Here is a 15,734-nt window from a genome sequence, read left to right as displayed (position 1 = left end):
TTGCGAGCGAGGACCCGCGAGACACACTGCGTATTCACTCTGCCCTTGATGCAAGAGAGGAGCGAGAAGCGGTGGGCGACCTCGTGAATCAATCACACGGCGAGCGAGTGAAAACTAGCTGTTATCGGCCAAGTCCGAAACCGTGGAGTCAACGACCTTTGGTGCACCGCCCGTCTCCATTCGGTCGGCATCCTTACGCAGTTTCAAGCCATAGAGAACGAAACCAATGGCAGCGGCAAGGAAAATCCAGCGAGGCCAGAAATCCACGGCATAGACCAAGTACGCGGAAAAAGCTGCGACAAAAAAGTTAACGTTCGAGCTCCGACGAAGATCATCGGGTTTGCGTGCCATAGTTCATCCTTTTCATATGCGCTTGTAAGCGTCGGCTTAGAACTCTTCGTAGAAAGCAGGATCTTGATTCGCACTGCGACCATCGGGGCGTGCAAGAGTGGCAATACGCGCCATCTGGTCTTCGCTAAGCTCGAAGTCGAACACGTCGAGGTTTGCCGCCTGACGTTCTTTACTTGCTGACTTCGGGATCGGAAGAGTACCAAGCTGGAGGTGCCAGCGAATAACAACCTGCGCGGGAGACTTACCAGTCTCGGTACCGATCTCGGTGAGAACAGGCTCATTGACAACGTGCAGTTTTCTGGCCAGCGGACTCCACGACATCGTCTGAACACCAAGATTGCGGTGAGCTTCAAGGCTTTCGGCCTGCGGGAAGTACGGATGAAGCTCGATCTGATTGACAGCGGGAACAACCCCAACTTCATCGCGCAGACGCTCAATGTGTTCGGGCAGGAAGTTCGAAACGCCAACCGATCGAATCAAGCCCTTCTTCTGCAGGTCAACAAGCGCTTGGAAGGCTTCAACGTAGAGACCCTGACGCGGGTTCGGCCAGTGAATCAGATAGAGATCCCAGTAGTCCAAACCGGCACTGAACAGGGATTCTTCAACCGTGTCAACGGCTTCTTCGTAGCGATGATGGCGACCAGGAAGCTTTGAGACCAGGCACAGATCCTCGCGTGAAACACCACAGGTGCGGACCGCTTGGCCCAGCGCCCCCTCGTTTTCGTAGTTGAACGCAGAGTCCAGCAGACGATAGCCGGCATGAACCGCGTTCACCATCGATTCGACGCCGGCGTGGCCACGCAAGTTGTACGTGCCCAAGCCGATCAGGGGAATTCTGGCGCCGTCGTTCAGGGCGTAGGTGTCTAAGAGCTTCATTGCAGACATACCCTCAGCATAGTCGGGCTTACGATTAACCCATGGGCTACTTCGATTACTCTGAGATTGACCTACACACGATCGACTATCAGCACTTCCTGCTTGACTCCCCTTCCCCATATCACGTCGCCGACTTGGTGGCGCAACGCTTGGTGGATGCAGGTTTCACTCGCCAGGACGAAACTGAGCCGTGGGACGCGAGCCCCGGCGGACACGTTATGGTTCGCGGTGGCGCCGTCGCAGCGTGGGTCGTTCCGACTTCTGTCACTGAGCAGACCGGCTTCCGTATCGTTGGTGCGCACACCGATTCCCCTGTTTTCCACGTGAAGCCGTCGCTGACGTCCTCGACTGCAGATGGTTGGGGCCAGATTGACGTCGAGGTCTACGGTGGCATGATATGGAATTCGTGGCTTGACCGTGAGCTTGCTGTTGCCGGCCGATTGACGATGAAGGACGGTCGCCAGGTTCTGGTGCGCACCGGTGCACTGGCACGTATCCCACAGCTGGCAATTCACTTGGATCGTGGCGTGAACCCGGAAGGACTGAAGCTCGATCCGCAGAAGCACCTGCACCCGGTGTGGACCGTCGATAACCCGGAAGCGAACTTCATGGCTGAAGTCGCGAAGTATGCCGGCGTGAGTGTCGAGGATATCGCGTCACATGATTTGATCCTGATTCCTCAGCAGGGTCCGGCAACTTTTGGCGAGTCCGGCCAGTTCTTCGCTGCGGGTCAACAGGACAATCTTTCCTCCGTTCACGCTGGTCTGACTGCATTTGAGCGCCTGGCGAAGGCTGGGACTCCCACCGATGGCGACGTTCGAATCTTTATGTGTTTCAACCACGAGGAAATTGGTTCCGCAACTCGCGAAGGTGCTGCCGGCCCGATTTTGCAGACCGTTCTGGAGCGTACCGCCTACGCTCTGGGTCGCGACGCCGACGGGGTTGCGCGCATGTTTGCCACTTCGTCGTGCATCAGCGCGGACGCCGCTCACTCGGTGCACCCCAACTACGCGGAGTATCACGACCCGGCAACTCATCCGGTGATGGGACGAGGCCCGGTCTTGAAGATCAACGCCAATCAGCGCTATGCGACCGACGGAGAAGGTATTGCCCTGTGGAAGCGTGCGTGTGCTGCTGCGGGCGTGCCATCTCAGGACTTCGTGTCGAATAACGCGATGCCGTGCGGATCCACGATTGGCCCGATCACGGCGACTCGCTTGGGCATTCTGACGGTGGATGTGGGCGTCGGGCTCCTGTCGATGCACTCGGCTCGCGAAATGAGCCACGTTGACGACCTGATTGGTATGTCGAAGGTGCTCGAGGCCTACTGGCTGGGCGCCTGACTTACTCGGAGGCATTGGTGCCCCGCGGATCGTCCTCGGGGCGCCAATGCGTAGTTCTTCGAAAACCCGCCCCTAGGCAAAGGTTCAGAAGATCTAAGGCTGGTGAGCTCAGTCCTTGAAGGAAGCAACGGCGGTGATGGCCTGACCGCCGCGGGGACTCACGTCCCACAACCCGAATCTCACACTGTGTGGGGTACTCATACCGCACACCCAACATCCGTTCAGCTCATGCGATGGACACCAGTGGCGCTGGCGGTGGAGTAAGTCGGTGTTAGATCGACCAAATGAACGGAACCAACAGGATTTTCACGACGATGGAGAAAGCAAACAGGCTCGCGTAGGCGGCCTCGATGCGTTCATCGGGAACGCGAGCGTCTGCGGCCTGCAAGACTGCCGGTTGCCCCAGGAAACCTGCGACTCCACCGGCGCTACGAGGCGCAGACAAGCCGGCAAATCGACCGGCAAGAGCCTGCGCCAGGCAGCAGACCAATACCAATATCACAGCGAGCAGCGCCGCCTTCGGACCATCGGGGCTGGTCAGAAGTGAAGCGAGTTCTGGCCCTGCATTCAAGCCGAGGCCAGCAAGGAAAAGAAGCAAGCCGATCTGGCGGATCGTAATATTCGCCGAGGTGGGGAGTGTCCATACCAGTGGCCCGGTGCGACGCAGGGCACCCAGCAGCATGCCAACGATCAGGGGGCCGGCGGCAGAGCCAAGGGTGAACGAGGCCCCCGATGGCATCGGGAATGGAATCGCACCGAGCAACATGCCCAGCACCAGACCGATACCGAACGCCATTGCGTCGACTTCCGCAACGCGCTTTTCAGAGTCTCCGAAGAAGGACTGGATTTCATCAAGCTCATCTGTCGGGACAACGACGGCGACGTGATCGCCGAGTTGCAGATCTAGGTCATCTCGGGCAAGCAGGTCAAGGTCGCCTCGGCGGACGCGCGTGACAACAGCACCGAAACGTGTGGCTACATTGAGCGCAGAAATCGGCTGGCCGGCAACTTCGGGATTCGAGACAACGATGCGCTCAAATGCGACGTCCGAGCGGTCATCTTCAAGGTGATGCTCGACAGGTTCGCCGATTTGATGCGCGGCTTCTGCAATCTTTGCCGGGTCGCCCACGACCAGGACGAGATCCCCTTCGTACAGGTCCTCACCGGGAACGACAACGCGGGTTTCGCCTTCGCGACGCAGGTAGGACAATCGAACCTGCTGGTCACGCCACAAGGTTACGTGACGGGTGTTGATGCGTTTGGCAACGCGAACGGTCATCGTTTCCAAGGACTGACCGGCCAGGGAGGGGGTGTCTTTTGCGCCCACCCATTTGCGGGTGACAGTCATGGTGACAACGATGATCCCGATGATGACGCCGATCGGGTATCCGAAGGCGTAGCCGACTGCGGCTTGCGGGTCGCCGGTGACGCGGGTGGCCGCATCTAGGGCAGGAGCAGCGGTCAAAGCGCCGGTGAATAGGCCGAGTGTCAGCCCCTTGGGAAGCTGAAGCAGACCGCCACCAATTAACGCGGTAATTGCACCGATGATGCAGACTACGGCACAGCTTCCAAGAAGCACCGTCTGTTTTCGAATGTCTTTAAAGAACGCTGCGCCCGACGAGACGCCGACCGTGTAGACGAAGAATGCTAGGCCGATCTGCTGGACGATTTCCATGCCTTCGCCGAGTTCGGGGTTCCATGCGGAGACTGCAAGGCCGACGAAGAGTGCACCGGCTGCGCCGAAACGAAGTGGTCCGAAGCGGATTGCGCCGAGCGCAGCACCCACTCCAACAACCAGGAAGAGGGTAAGCAGGTGGTTCGCATTCAACAGGGAGGCCATGCTTCAACCCTAGTCAGGCTCCATTTTCAGTTCCATTTTCTGTGCGTGGAACTGCCCACGTTGGGGTGAGCCCAGCGTTAGTTGCGCTCTAGTTGTCGCCCTCGGCAAAGCTCGTCTTCACCGGCTGGAGGTAAGCCCAGCGTTAGTTGCGCTCTAGTTGTCGTCCTGGGTGGAAATCAGTCGCGACGAGGCGAAGATGAGCCCCTCGATCATTTGGGCGAGCATCCGCTTATTCGTGCCACCACCCGACGAGGGCGCAAACGACTCCAGATAGAAGGTGGTCAGGATTCGCGAGATCACTCCTGGCTCGAAAATCGATTGGTGTCCCATTCGCGCGAGCACGCCTCGCCTAGCTCCCTCGGCAACCGTCTACGATTGCCGTATGACTAGTACACCGGACGCCTCGGGCGAATCCCCGTCGACCTCTACCAGCGAGCAGAAGGCCGTCGAGATTCCCCGAGGCGCTTTGGCACCCGGAGACTCGGTTCGCGTCGACACGTGGCTCTGGGCTATCCGCAAGGTCAAGTCGCGGTCACAAGCAACCTCGGCGGCCCGCGCGGGACACGTGAAAGTTAACGGCGACAGCGCAAAAGCCTCTCAAAAAGTGAAGGTGGGCGACGAGGTCCGCCTACGAGTCGACGGTTTCGACCAGATACTGACGGTAACGAAACTGCTGGTAAAACGCGTTGGTGCCCCTCAAGCGCGCGTCTGCTACGAGGACCTCACTCCCCCTCGCCCCAAATTGTTCATCCCGGTTGCCCAGCGTGAACGTGGAACTGGTCGCCCATCGAAGAAAGAGCGCCGAGAATTGGATCGCTTACGCGGGCGTGACTCTCACGAACATGCCCGTCTCGACCATCATCTTTCCGATTTTGATTGGGATTGACGAGGTGTCACTTGGGGGATTGCGGCCGGGGCGCTGACTGTCCGGCCCAGTTCGAGCACCGCAGTCAGTAGGCGGTCTAGTTCACCGAAATCAGGGAGCCCCGCTTCTGCTGGCGCCAAGCAACAACGCCTGCAACGATAGCCGCCAAAATCGGAGAACCGAAGAACATCACGATCACCTGAAACCACGGGATCACAGGATGAAGGTTTGCAAGCTCAGGGAATACATCTGAACGAGCGATCGTCATAACCGTCAACACCCCTGCAATCAAGCCGGACAGCACGGAAATAGGCAAGCAGACCAATGCGAGTCCCATGCCCTGGTAGGCGGTAACGTGCGAACGGAGAGTCCTAGAGGCGCCAATCGCTTCCAGCGTCTCGAAGTCGGGACGCATAGCGTTAGCCGAAAGAACGACAATCAAAGCGATTGTTCCGCCGGCGGCAAGCAACGCGATCAGCGTAGCGATGTAGGGCATGATGATGGTCGACAACGGAGGTTGAATGACCGTCACCGATGCACCGGGGACGCTCGACTCAATTGCTGAAATAAATCCCGACATCGTCCAAACGGACACGGGCTTATCAACAATCAAAAGCTGTCCCAGTGGAAGGGCGGGAACCTTCAACACTTGAGCAGCTTTGGGAGACAAGACGATCACATTCAGCTTCGACCAGGTGATTGCTTGAATCTGGGCCTCGGACACCGTGGTGGGCTCAGGAACCGTGTTCACGCCTTGCGTAGCTGCCTCAACTGTGTCGCTCATATCTAGAGCACGAAGCGTCGCTTGGCCCGATTCAGAAATGTACGAACCCTTCGGCATAATCGCGCCACCGGAGTTCAGGGTCGTTACGGCCTTCACCATCTCATCGCCGGAAATCAGGTTGGAGGCGGAGAGGAAAGTGCCATCGTCCACGATGTACGCCAAATCCAATTCCGCGAGCGAGGGAACGCGGTCGTTCATTGACTCTGTGGATGCCTTGTCAGGGGAGATCGGTTCGATCACGATGGAGGGGCCAAAATCAGTGGATTCCCATTTCAGACCTGACAGCGTGGTGGCGCTCGATACCGAGCGACGATCCGTCACAGCTGCAGCGGCAGAATCGTGAATCATTCGCACCTGAGAAACCGTATCTGTAACATCAGCGTCCGACACGAAGACGCTTCCCTTCGGCCCCAGGTGCGCGTGCGCATTCCACGCAGCTTCGTTCGCGCTTGTCAGAGTGATCAGAAGCGCTGTGGCCAGCAGTGCGGTGGTCATCAACGAGGCCATTGCTGGAAGCGTGCGCTGGCCGTTCCTGACCGCATCACGAACCGCAAGACGCAAACCCAGCGAAGGATGGCGTCGACCGCGCCAGTCATATGCAACAAAGTAAGGAGCGGTTCCGATAATTCCACTGATCAGCAGGGCTAGACCGAAAGCAAGAATCCTCAGAGCCCCTGTCATCGCTGCCCACATCAAAAGCGGGATAGCAAGGACAAGAAGAAGCGGGTAGAACGGGATCTTCCGAACAAGACGCGACGGCGCACGAGTATGCCCAGAGAACAGCGTGGTCGCATCCGTGTCCGCAAGGTCACGAGCCGGCACGTAGCAGGCGATCAGACACACCACAATCGGTGAAATGAACGAGAAGACTAGAGCTTGACAAGGAATCATCGACAGACTTAAACCTTGAATCTGGACGAAGATACCAAGGATGATCCCCACCCCTGCAAGGGACAGGAATGCCGACAGGACGCCCAGAACCAGTCCCAGCGACATCATCAAACGAATCAGCTGAAAACGTGTCGCACCAACGGCAAGCATCGTAGTCGCGCTGGGGATACCGTTCGTTTGGGCGACCGCGAATAACGGTGAGACCAACAGGATCAGCTCGATGAAAACCAGAAGAACACCGATAACAATGATGAATGGAAGCCATGCCTGAGCCGATGAAAACTCCGTGGATTGAGGAGGCGGAGCGTTCTGAGGCAGATTTGTCAGAACAGCACGAGAGATAACAGCGAAGCCTGAATGATTGAGCAACTGCACGTCGTCCCACGTCACAGGGGATTCACTCAAGATATAGTAGTGAGCAGAGGTTCCTTGAAGTTCACTCGGCGATCTCGATGCAAAAGTTCCAAGACCAACAACAATGCTTCTTTCCTGATCCGTCACTTGGTCAATCATGACCGTCGCAGTAATTGATGGCTTCATGCTCGTGCTTGATACTGAAACATGAATCGTGTCCCCCACGCCCACGTTCAGTTCTTCAGCAACGTCTAAAGTAAGAACAGCATGCCCATTTTCAAGCTTCGGAGTCTGTTCATCCTTCTCAGCAAAAATATCCAACGACGAAGTCTCTGTAACTGTCGTGACCAATGCAGAGCGTAAACCGTCTTCAGTTGACACATTGACCGACGGGAAAGATAGCGTTGTGACCATCACAGCATCGCTGGGGAGCCACCGATTCAGTTGAAACTCATCGACAGACGATGAAGCCACGGACGTAGAAGTCACATCACCCGCTGGTTCACCCAAATAATCCTGTTCGATCGGATTAAAGCTGGTGCGTGTAATCCGCGCTTGAGTCGAAACATTCGGTCCTAAGTTCTGTATCGCCAAATAGCGCGATGATGACATCATCGACCAGAGAGTGATTGACGAAATAACCAGCACGATCGGTAGTGAAACGATCAGTAACGACGTCAGGGTACGCCAACGATCACGGACCGCTACGCGCCTAGACATCCGCAATACAATCTTCCAAGTATTAGCACGTGCGCGAATTCCGTGACTCAATCCGGATCCGCCTTCGCTCATAGAAGATCCTCAATCCGATCTGACGAAGAGGTATCAGTCATCTTCCCATCACGAAGGAAAACTGTACGGTCAGCCCACGCGGCAAAACGAGCCTCGTGAGTCGCCAGGATTCCTGCAGCGCCCGCATCAATCTGTTGACGCAAAGCAAGCATAATCTGTTCACCCGAGTGAGAATCGAGGGAACCAGTGGGCTCGTCAGCCATGATAATCGAGCGACGACCAACCAAAGCGCGGGCGATTGCAACCTGCTGTTGCTCACGACCATTCAGGTCATCCGGGAACTTTTCAGCAAGGTCAAGAGCTCCCACTTCCTCGAGAGCAAAAAGTGCAGCATCGCGTGCTTTCGAGGAAGAAAAACCATCCAGTTCAAGTGGCATTTCAACGTTTTCCACCGCAGTCAAGGTGGGAAGTAGATTTGAATCGCGGAACACGTATCCGATCGACTTACGGCGAACCCTCGCACATTCCACAGACGACATATCTGCAAAGGACTCGCCGTGAATGTAAACCTTGCCTGACGTTGGGCGCTCTAGCCCTCCAGCGATGGCAAGCAGTGTGGATTTACCGGAACCCGAAGGGCCCATGATGGCGAGAAGCTCGCCAGGCTCAACCTGTAGGTTGATCCCAGCGAGCACCTGAACCTTCGTATTGCCGGTGCCGTATTCGTGAAAGATATCGACAAGAGCAACCGGATGGGAACTCAAACTCATCGCACGCCGACAGTAGCGTTCTTCGAAGACTTCTGACGTTCCTGACGCTTGAAGCGAGCGAATGCTGCGCGACGAGCGATCTCGGAAACGGCGCCGGACTCAATGTGATCCAGCCAGTTCAGTTCCGCTTCGAGGTCGAAGATATGACGCTCAAGAATCAGCTTCCATGCGAGTTCTTCATCCGAGGCAAGCGACTTCAGACGCGTAACATCACGCAGTGCCATCAGCGAGGAACGACGCTGGATCTGAATAAGTGCCGTGACATCAACACTGGGGTCAGTTGCTGCGACGGCAAGCTTCATGACGAGCTCATCGCGTTCAGGGCTCTGACGCGAAACCGGGGTCTTCCACCAGTCGTTGAGGATCTCTCGACCCTTTTCGGTGACCTCGAAGACTTCGGAGTCACGCCCAGCGTTTGTTTCCTGGCGCGAAGAGACAGAACCATCGCGTTCAAGGCGTTGCATCGTCTGATAGGCCTGACCGATATTCAACGGCCAAGCTTCGCACGTCTGATCCTCAAACATCTGCTTGAGGCGGTACACACCAGCAGGCTGCTGAGAGACGAGCGCGAGGAGCGCTTTGCGTACTGACATTGATGACTCCAGACTTTCCGACTAACTACGTCTATATAATCCTACAAAGGAGTGGAATTTTAACTGAGGACTCTAGTTTAATCAACACTTCATTACCTTGCCGAAATGCAATTATTCATAGGTTCATGGTTCAACAGAAGCGAGGATCGCACTCCAAGTCCCATACCTCTGTCGCAAAGTGGCAACAGAAGCAACATCATCCCTGCCTGTCGCACGTTGCCACTTCGACCATTTCCCGTACCCCTGAAGTGTCGGTTCGACCTGATTACGCTCACATTCGGCAATGAATTCGCGCAGAACAACGGCCATTGATTCGGAAGTAAACCTGCCAGACCCGCGGGCTCGGCCTCGCGAATTCGCGCGAAACCCAAGACGAGCGGTAGCCCGACTCCACGATCCACCCCCAAGGCGAGCTGAAATTGTCTGCGACGACGGTGGCCAGAGCAACGCACCTTTCGTGGACGCTAAATTCCAGCGCTTCAGCAGTGCATCGCGTTCACGATTACACTGCGACACGGACAGTGGACGCAGTTCATGGCGCTCCATCGCCCATTTGGCGGCCTCGATCAGCAAGACCGCTTCATCCACTTGCTCATCGCTGAGCGGGACCTTGCGCGCGACGGGAGCCAAAAGATCACGAAGAGCCGAACCTTTCCCCGGGATCTCATCACCGAGGCTGGACCGCGAGTTCAATGCCAGCAGAAGCCAAAGACCAGCTTCAATCTGCTCTTCAGTAAACGCGGCGGTACGCTTGTACACTTTCGGGGTTTCTTCAACCATACCCCTTACTTTAAACAGGACGCACGCCACTGTGAACTGCCACCCACTGCCCCATTGAGATAGAGCGCCTACGACACGTAAGACATAGACTTTTCAGGTACCTGAAATTTTATTGGAAGTAGTGGCACATGCTCTTCAAACTCGCATGGCGACATCTACGTGGCAGAGCCTGGGAAGTCGCAGCAGTGCTTGTCCTTCAGATGGCTGCCACCATCGCCGCACTTGCCGTTTACCTTGGTGCCCGCCTAGCCATGTCGCCAGGAGCGTGAACAAGCGCGCCCAGCCTCGTCGCCCTGCATTACCCAGACGTGCACTCAACGCGCGGGAAGGGCGCGAGGGGCACGATCGTGGGAAGATGAAAGTACCCGACGAAGCGAGGAACCATGCCCACCCCAACCATCCCGACGCTCACACTGCCGACCGGAGCGCCTATTCCGCAGTTCGGTTTTGGCACGTTCAAAGTGACTGAGGGTGTCTATGAAGCGGTGTCACACGCGCTGGAGCTGGGGTATCGCCACATTGATACGGCTCAGATGTACGGCAATGAACCAGAGGTTGGGCGCGCGATCGCAGATTCCACGATCCCGCGCGAGGAGCTGTTCATCACGTCGAAGTTGAACAACCCGAACCATGAGCCTGACGTTGCGCGCGCAACTTTCGCTCAGACTTTGGAGGATCTGCGTACTGACTACGTGGATTTGTTCCTCATCCACTGGCCTTTGCCCGCGCTGTACGACGGAAATGTTGCCCTGCCGTGGAGTGCGCTGGAAGAGTTCTACGCTGATGGTCGTGCACGTGCGATCGGCCTGTCGAACTACGAAATTGCGCATATCCAGGCAGTTCTCGACGTGGCGACGGTAGCTCCGCATGTCCTGCAGGTGGAGGCTCACCCCTTCCTCCCCAACAACGAGTTGCGCCAGTTCGCGCGCGATCACTCCATGGTGGTGGAAGCCTGGTCTCCGTTGGCACGAGGCCGCGCCCCCTTTGACGAAACCTTGGCCATGATTGGTGCGCGGATCGGGGTCAGCGCCGCTCAGGTAGCACTGCGGTGGGCGTTGCAACGCGGGGACGTGATCTTCCCGAAGTCGGTGACGCCATCGCGTCAGGCGCAGAACCTCGATGTCTTTTCCTTCACGTTGTCGGACGCGGACATGACAGCCATCGACGCCCTAGACGAGGGCGAGGCAGGGCGCACCGGTTCGAATCCGAATACGATGAATAGGCTCTGACTAGCACTTTTACCGGCTCCTCTTCTTCAGCCCCCACCGCGCTTGTTCACCGTCAGCACGGGCGATCACGTACACATAGAAGAGGGAAGCGAGCGCGAAACGATCCATGAAACACTCAAGGATGTCCAGCATGAGACAATGCCTTTTACTCACACGCGCTGAGCGATAGCATCTACGTCATGACTGAAATCCATGCTCTCGACCAAATTCTTGCCACGCTGGATCCGACAAACGCCGGCGAATACGTTTTCGCCATCGTTGACGAGGTCCCAGCAGGTACCCACCCCTTCGCCGTCATTCGTGATGAAGACAAGCTGACCGCTGTTCTTCCCGTTGACGAAGCCGAAGCGGCCGGTCTTCCGACCGAAAAGCGCTACGCTCACATCTTCCTCGGTCTGCAGGCTGACCTTGATTCAATCGGTATTACGGCGACAATCGCACAGATCCTATCGGCTCGTTCGATTGCAGCGAATCCCATCGCTTGCGCTCGTCACGACCACTTCTTCGTCCAGGCAGATCGTGCGCAGGAAGCTGCCGCTCTGATCGCTGATCTGGGTAAGAACGCTCGCGGATGGCTACCGAACGCCTGACGTTCACATAGCATGTGCGCCATTTAATGTCGGCGAGAACCTTTCGAGGTTCTCGCCGATTGCCTTTTTACCGGCCGGCCCTACCCGCCCATACAACCGCGCTCGTTCACCACCGGACCCGCCCATTCACCGGCCCAACACCATTACTTGCGCTGGTCAGACCCCATTGCGCGTGTTGAGCACGATCGCACCCCTACCGGTATCGAATGCAAGGAATCGTTTACCGACTCTGGGAGAACGTGTATTTGGCAGGTAGAATTAACCCCATGGCAAAGGAGCTCTCTCGAACCGACCGTGCCATCGTGCGTTTAGCCGATGGCACGGTAAAGCAGCAGAACCTTCTCACAGGAACCGAGGTGTGGACCGTGCCTGGACGCGGTCACCGCCCGCTATCGGTTCCCCCAGCTCATCCAATGCCCATCGATCACGATCAGGATGGATGCCACTGCGCTTTCTGCGATCAGCGTTATCTTGAGACTCCGCCGGAAAAGTCCCGTTTGGTGCGTGACCAGGCCGGAAACTGGAGTGAACTGACCGCTCTTCCCGCTGACCAGCTTTCCACCACGACAGCTGAGTTCCGTCGCATCCCGAACCTGTTCGAGATCGTGTCCTACAACTACTGGCATCTGAACCACGGCCACGTTCCCAGCGAAGCTGAACACCGTCGTATGGCGGAATACTTGGCATCCTCCGAAGGCTACGACCACGTGATGCGCGTGGTGCACGCTCGCCTGTCAGCCTCCGGTGTCAGCGATGCTGAAATCGACGCAATGTCGGATTCTGACAAGTTGCAGCAGGCGAATGGCTTCTTCTCCGGCGGCCACGACCTAATCGTTGCCCGACGCCACTACATCGATGGCGCGAAGGACACAACGCAGCTTGCTGGTTCAGGCACAATGACTCCCGAAGAGCACTTCCAGTACACGGCGTTCACAACGCGCACGATGGCGGATCTGTACACCCTTGACCCGAATGTTCGTTACGTAGCTGCGTTCCAGAATTGGTTGAAGCCCGCGGGAGCCTCGTTCGACCACCTGCACAAGCAGTTGGTGGCGATTGACGACTTCTCGGTGCAGACGGAAGCCGAACTGAACCGCCTGCGCTCCCAGCCGGATATTTACGACGACATTCTGACCGTCGCCGCCACGCGCAAACTGCTGATTGCGCAGAACGACCATGCGATCGCGATGGCGGGCTTCGGACATCGTTTCCCGAGCGTCGCTATTTGGCCCCTGCATTCTCCGCGCAACCCGTGGGAAGCTTCCGAAGAGCAGCTTCGCGCCGTGTCCGACTTGTTGCACGCGGTTCACGCTGCGACCGGCGCCGATGTTCCCTGCAACGAAGAGTGGTACCATCGTCCACCCACGGTTCGTACGCCGATGCGGTGGAGGATCCTGCTCAAGTGGCGCATTTCGACGCTGGCAGGTTTCGAGGGTGGCACACGCATTTACCTCAACACGCTTGACCCGTGGCACGTGGTCAACCGCTTGGTCCCGCGCCTGGAGGAAATGCGTGGAGCAGGCACGATCGCCCCGATGAAGATCGGCGCGGAATGTCGCGTGACCCCACAGATGCTGGCTGACTGACGTTCAGCCCGCGAGCGCGCTCCTCCACTGGTCGAGCGCCCACGTCGTGGCGTTGGAGGCCGGCTCGTTGACGGTGATGGCATCGTCTTGAGGGGTCATAAACCAGCTGGCCGGAGTGTTTTCGCCGGCGCTTTCTTCCAGCGGGTAGACGACTCCGTCCTGCGCTAGCGCGTGTTGCCCGTCCCAGCTCAAGAGCCACGCGGCCAGGGAGCGGACACCGTCAAGCTGGGTGGCCTGCGCGGTGGGCGCAATGTACAGGTATCGGGTGACACAGCTGCTTCCCATTGCGACGCCCTGGGATTCGATGCCCGTGTTCGACGTTGTGCGAGCAAGTTCGCGCATGGGGCCGACCATGTAGGGCAGTCGTTTCGCGGGGGCAACAACCGTTTGGGCTCCACTGAGTTCTGCGGCGTCTTTTTGCGCTTCAGCTCCGCCCGTGAGCGAGGTTCCTGTCCATGCGGCTAAGGCGGCCTCGTCGTTTGCGATCATCACCGAAGCGGCTTTGAGTGCGCCCACCCACTGACCGAATCCTTCGCCGTAGGAGGTGGCGACGCCGTCGACGAACGCGCGCCCGATGTCGGATGACGCGGGATCGGGAACAATCAGCGAGGCCGCATCACCGGGATTGCGTAGCGTTTCGAATCCACTTGGGAGGGCATACCCGTTGACGCTCATCCAGGCTTTGTCGATGAGGACGCACACGTCGTTGCGCCCGTATGCCAACGCCGACGCGGTTGCGGCTACTTCGGTGCCGGGGGCTGGTGTCAGAGAGAAGAGTGCGTCCGTTGCCAGTTGCGCTGAAGAATTCACGAGGCCAGGCCTGTCGATTCCGAGCACTGCATCGATGTGTTGGCCATTGAGAGCGAACGCGGATTCAATCACCTGTTGTACGACGTCGTAGCCGGTTGCTTCGTGGAATGCCTCAATCACTGAGTCGGGAAGTTTTTCTTCCTGGGTAACACCGATGGTGATAGTGCCTGATCCTTTGGACGGTTCAGGAGCGCCAAGGGTGGAGGCGTTCTCGGACTGCTGGCCGGATGTGGAGTCGGATGAGTTTGGAGATGAGCCGATCGGGCGCGAGAACGGGTCGGTTCCTGAGCCGATGGACGAAGAGCATGCGCTAAGCGTCATGCACATCACGACAATTGCGGCGGATGTGGGCATTACGCGACGCAGGTTCACTTTAAGCTCCTCGGATCTGGATCCAACAGCCCAAGTCTACGGCTAGCGTGTGGAATCGTGGCACTCGGGTGCACTCCACACGTGTCGTGAGGCATGATTGAAGCAGGTATGTACCGCACGTGGTGTGTTGTCGACAGAATTGGAGTGTCCCATGGATGATCTCGGCTGGAAGATTGCAAGCGCCGGAGCGATGGCTCTTTCTGCTCTTGCCGCAGGAAAGGTCACTGAACTCGGCTGGAAGCTGGTCACGGGACACGATATTCCGCGTGAAGACGATGACGAGGCCGCGATGGTGTCGCTGATTGTCTTCGCCGCTACGTCGGCGGCGATCGTGGCGGTTGCTCAGCGTTATGCTCTGCGAGGTGCCAAGAAGTGGTACGGTCCGCGCGCTTCTCAGATTGAGGACTGACAGTTCTTTTCAGACGCTGAGTCTGAGCGCCTCGGCGTGGTCACTCGGGCTTGGCTCTGGGTTTGATGCCCCCTTGGCTCAGCCGTGATTGTTACAGCGCTCAGTCGCGATCAGCTTTCAACCCCGGAATAACGGGGAAGAACGTGGTCAGGTCAGTGCGCTCACCGGTCGCCTGAGCGCGCCCATCGCCTGTTGCTTCGTCCCAGGTAATGATGCCTGTGGCCAGTTGCAACCACACGTGCATAGTCGTTTCGACAACTGCGGGTGGCGTCCCACGACGATGCGTTGTACCCGTAATAATCTGAACCGCGCCCGCAGGTGGGACACGCACCTCGACCGAACGGCCGGGGTGTAAAACCGCGAGTTCCTCAAGGGTGAAACGCACCGCCGTTAAAAGGATGGGGCGTTTCGTTTCGTCCCGCTCACGTATCCACGTGCGCAGAGCACTCATGCCCTGATCGGTTGGAATCTTCCGGTTAGCCATAGTGCAATCGTAGTCGCCCGGCATTTTCGGGGCTGAATGCGGGTAGACCCCTATATCTTTATTCGCTACTCTCAG

Annotated in this window: 18 protein-coding genes; 7 read left to right on the top strand and 11 right to left on the bottom strand. The window is 57.6% G+C overall.

Going from position 1 to position 15,734, the window contains the following annotated elements:
• Positions 1-114: 114 nt before the first annotated feature.
• On the bottom strand, positions 115-351 hold the full coding sequence (locus QP109_RS06375) for a hypothetical protein (RefSeq protein ID WP_101628344.1): 237 nt from the start codon (positions 349-351) through the stop codon (positions 115-117).
• 36 nt (positions 352-387) lie between these two features.
• The gene (locus QP109_RS06370) at positions 388-1,227 is read right to left on the bottom strand and encodes an aldo/keto reductase (RefSeq protein WP_350224218.1); all 840 of its coding nucleotides are present in this window, start codon (positions 1,225-1,227) and stop codon (positions 388-390) included.
• Between the two features lie 41 nt (positions 1,228-1,268).
• Here QP109_RS06370 and QP109_RS06365 point away from each other — a divergent pair, with 41 nt between their 5' ends.
• Positions 1,269-2,570 (top strand): M18 family aminopeptidase, encoded by a 1,302-nt coding sequence (locus QP109_RS06365; protein ID WP_285024026.1) that lies wholly within the window; start codon positions 1,269-1,271, stop codon positions 2,568-2,570.
• Between the two features lie 271 nt (positions 2,571-2,841).
• On the opposite strand, the gene QP109_RS06360 is transcribed toward QP109_RS06365, so the two are convergent.
• On the bottom strand, positions 2,842-4,410 hold the full coding sequence (locus QP109_RS06360; RefSeq protein WP_285024025.1) for an aspartate:alanine exchanger family transporter: 1,569 nt from the start codon (positions 4,408-4,410) through the stop codon (positions 2,842-2,844).
• Positions 4,411-4,563: 153 nt separating this feature from the next.
• A complete protein-coding gene (locus tag QP109_RS06355; protein ID WP_285024024.1) occupies positions 4,564-4,752 on the bottom strand; it encodes a hypothetical protein in 189 nt (62 codons plus the stop codon).
• 40 nt (positions 4,753-4,792) lie between these two features.
• On the opposite strand from QP109_RS06355, the gene QP109_RS06350 reads away from it, so the two are divergent.
• A complete protein-coding gene (locus QP109_RS06350) occupies positions 4,793-5,296 on the top strand; it encodes an RNA-binding S4 domain-containing protein (protein ID WP_285024023.1) in 504 nt (167 codons plus the stop codon).
• A gap of 76 nt (positions 5,297-5,372) precedes the next feature.
• Here the strand turns inward: QP109_RS06350 and QP109_RS06345 are convergent, their stop codons facing one another.
• The 4 genes from QP109_RS06345 to QP109_RS06330 form a co-directional block, all read right to left on the bottom strand.
• A complete protein-coding gene (locus QP109_RS06345; protein ID WP_285024022.1) occupies positions 5,373-8,024 on the bottom strand; it encodes an FtsX-like permease family protein in 2,652 nt (883 codons plus the stop codon).
• 68 nt (positions 8,025-8,092) lie between these two features.
• The gene (locus QP109_RS06340; RefSeq protein WP_270772321.1) at positions 8,093-8,806 is read right to left on the bottom strand and encodes an ABC transporter ATP-binding protein; all 714 of its coding nucleotides are present in this window, start codon (positions 8,804-8,806) and stop codon (positions 8,093-8,095) included.
• The gene (locus QP109_RS06335) at positions 8,803-9,399 is read right to left on the bottom strand and encodes a PadR family transcriptional regulator (protein ID WP_285024021.1); all 597 of its coding nucleotides are present in this window, start codon (positions 9,397-9,399) and stop codon (positions 8,803-8,805) included. Before QP109_RS06335 ends, QP109_RS06340 begins: the two co-directional genes overlap by 4 nt.
• 123 nt (positions 9,400-9,522) lie before the next feature.
• Positions 9,523-10,179 carry a hypothetical protein gene (locus QP109_RS06330; RefSeq protein ID WP_285024020.1) on the bottom strand — a complete coding sequence of 219 codons (657 nt, stop codon included), beginning with the start codon at positions 10,177-10,179 and terminating at the stop codon, positions 9,523-9,525.
• A gap of 128 nt (positions 10,180-10,307) precedes the next feature.
• Between QP109_RS06330 and QP109_RS06325 the strand changes: the two genes are divergently transcribed.
• Both QP109_RS06325 and QP109_RS06320 read left to right on the top strand, forming a co-directional pair.
• On the top strand, positions 10,308-10,448 hold the full coding sequence (locus QP109_RS06325) for a hypothetical protein (protein ID WP_285024019.1): 141 nt from the start codon (positions 10,308-10,310) through the stop codon (positions 10,446-10,448).
• A gap of 114 nt (positions 10,449-10,562) precedes the next feature.
• Complete coding sequence (locus QP109_RS06320) at positions 10,563-11,408, top strand: aldo/keto reductase (RefSeq protein ID WP_285024018.1); 846 nt, start codon at positions 10,563-10,565, stop codon at positions 11,406-11,408.
• A gap of 9 nt (positions 11,409-11,417) precedes the next feature.
• On the opposite strand, the gene QP109_RS06315 is transcribed toward QP109_RS06320, so the two are convergent.
• Positions 11,418-11,540: a hypothetical protein gene (locus tag QP109_RS06315; protein ID WP_279352833.1), complete on the bottom strand. Its 123-nt coding sequence runs from the start codon at positions 11,538-11,540 to the stop codon at positions 11,418-11,420.
• 47 nt (positions 11,541-11,587) lie between these two features.
• Between QP109_RS06315 and QP109_RS06310 the strand changes: the two genes are divergently transcribed.
• A complete protein-coding gene (locus QP109_RS06310; RefSeq protein WP_101628333.1) occupies positions 11,588-11,998 on the top strand; it encodes an ACT domain-containing protein in 411 nt (136 codons plus the stop codon).
• Positions 11,999-12,264: 266 nt separating this feature from the next.
• Positions 12,265-13,584, top strand: coding sequence for a DUF4921 family protein (locus QP109_RS06305; protein ID WP_285024016.1), 1,320 nt, complete (start codon positions 12,265-12,267; stop codon positions 13,582-13,584).
• A gap of 3 nt (positions 13,585-13,587) precedes the next feature.
• On the opposite strand, the gene QP109_RS06300 is transcribed toward QP109_RS06305, so the two are convergent.
• Positions 13,588-14,766, bottom strand: coding sequence for a type 2 periplasmic-binding domain-containing protein (locus QP109_RS06300; protein ID WP_285024015.1), 1,179 nt, complete (start codon positions 14,764-14,766; stop codon positions 13,588-13,590).
• 151 nt (positions 14,767-14,917) lie between these two features.
• Between QP109_RS06300 and QP109_RS06295 the strand changes: the two genes are divergently transcribed.
• The gene (locus QP109_RS06295; protein ID WP_101628330.1) at positions 14,918-15,175 is read left to right on the top strand and encodes a DUF4235 domain-containing protein; all 258 of its coding nucleotides are present in this window, start codon (positions 14,918-14,920) and stop codon (positions 15,173-15,175) included.
• 100 nt (positions 15,176-15,275) lie between these two features.
• On the opposite strand, the gene QP109_RS06290 is transcribed toward QP109_RS06295, so the two are convergent.
• Positions 15,276-15,659 carry a sterol carrier family protein gene (locus tag QP109_RS06290; RefSeq protein WP_285024014.1) on the bottom strand — a complete coding sequence of 128 codons (384 nt, stop codon included), beginning with the start codon at positions 15,657-15,659 and terminating at the stop codon, positions 15,276-15,278.
• Positions 15,660-15,734 lie beyond the last annotated feature (75 nt).

The organism is Pauljensenia sp. UMB9872 (genome assembly GCF_030212665.1).
In the GTDB taxonomy this organism is placed as follows: Bacteria; Actinomycetota; Actinomycetes; order Actinomycetales; family Actinomycetaceae; genus Pauljensenia; species Pauljensenia turicensis_B.
Note: the sequence above shows the minus strand (reverse complement) of the source record. Positions and strands in the feature narration are given on the sequence as shown.

Coding starts and splice junctions, on each gene's coding strand:
- QP109_RS06375 (WP_101628344.1), bottom strand. CDS start 351: ATGGCACGCAAACCCGATGATCTTCGTCGGAGCTCGAACGTTAACTTT.
- QP109_RS06370 (WP_350224218.1), bottom strand. CDS start 1,227: ATGAAGCTCTTAGACACCTACGCCCTGAACGACGGCGCCAGAATTCCC.
- QP109_RS06365 (WP_285024026.1), top strand. CDS start 1,269: ATGGGCTACTTCGATTACTCTGAGATTGACCTACACACGATCGACTAT.
- QP109_RS06360 (WP_285024025.1), bottom strand. CDS start 4,410: ATGGCCTCCCTGTTGAATGCGAACCACCTGCTTACCCTCTTCCTGGTT.
- QP109_RS06350 (WP_285024023.1), top strand. CDS start 4,793: ATGACTAGTACACCGGACGCCTCGGGCGAATCCCCGTCGACCTCTACC.
- QP109_RS06345 (WP_285024022.1), bottom strand. CDS start 8,024: ATGTCTAGGCGCGTAGCGGTCCGTGATCGTTGGCGTACCCTGACGTCG.
- QP109_RS06340 (WP_270772321.1), bottom strand. CDS start 8,806: ATGAGTTTGAGTTCCCATCCGGTTGCTCTTGTCGATATCTTTCACGAA.
- QP109_RS06335 (WP_285024021.1), bottom strand. CDS start 9,399: ATGTCAGTACGCAAAGCGCTCCTCGCGCTCGTCTCTCAGCAGCCTGCT.
- QP109_RS06330 (WP_285024020.1), bottom strand. CDS start 10,179: ATGGTTGAAGAAACCCCGAAAGTGTACAAGCGTACCGCCGCGTTTACT.
- QP109_RS06325 (WP_285024019.1), top strand. CDS start 10,308: ATGCTCTTCAAACTCGCATGGCGACATCTACGTGGCAGAGCCTGGGAA.
- QP109_RS06320 (WP_285024018.1), top strand. CDS start 10,563: ATGCCCACCCCAACCATCCCGACGCTCACACTGCCGACCGGAGCGCCT.
- QP109_RS06315 (WP_279352833.1), bottom strand. CDS start 11,540: ATGCTGGACATCCTTGAGTGTTTCATGGATCGTTTCGCGCTCGCTTCC.
- QP109_RS06310 (WP_101628333.1), top strand. CDS start 11,588: ATGACTGAAATCCATGCTCTCGACCAAATTCTTGCCACGCTGGATCCG.
- QP109_RS06305 (WP_285024016.1), top strand. CDS start 12,265: ATGGCAAAGGAGCTCTCTCGAACCGACCGTGCCATCGTGCGTTTAGCC.
- QP109_RS06295 (WP_101628330.1), top strand. CDS start 14,918: ATGGATGATCTCGGCTGGAAGATTGCAAGCGCCGGAGCGATGGCTCTT.
- QP109_RS06290 (WP_285024014.1), bottom strand. CDS start 15,659: ATGGCTAACCGGAAGATTCCAACCGATCAGGGCATGAGTGCTCTGCGC.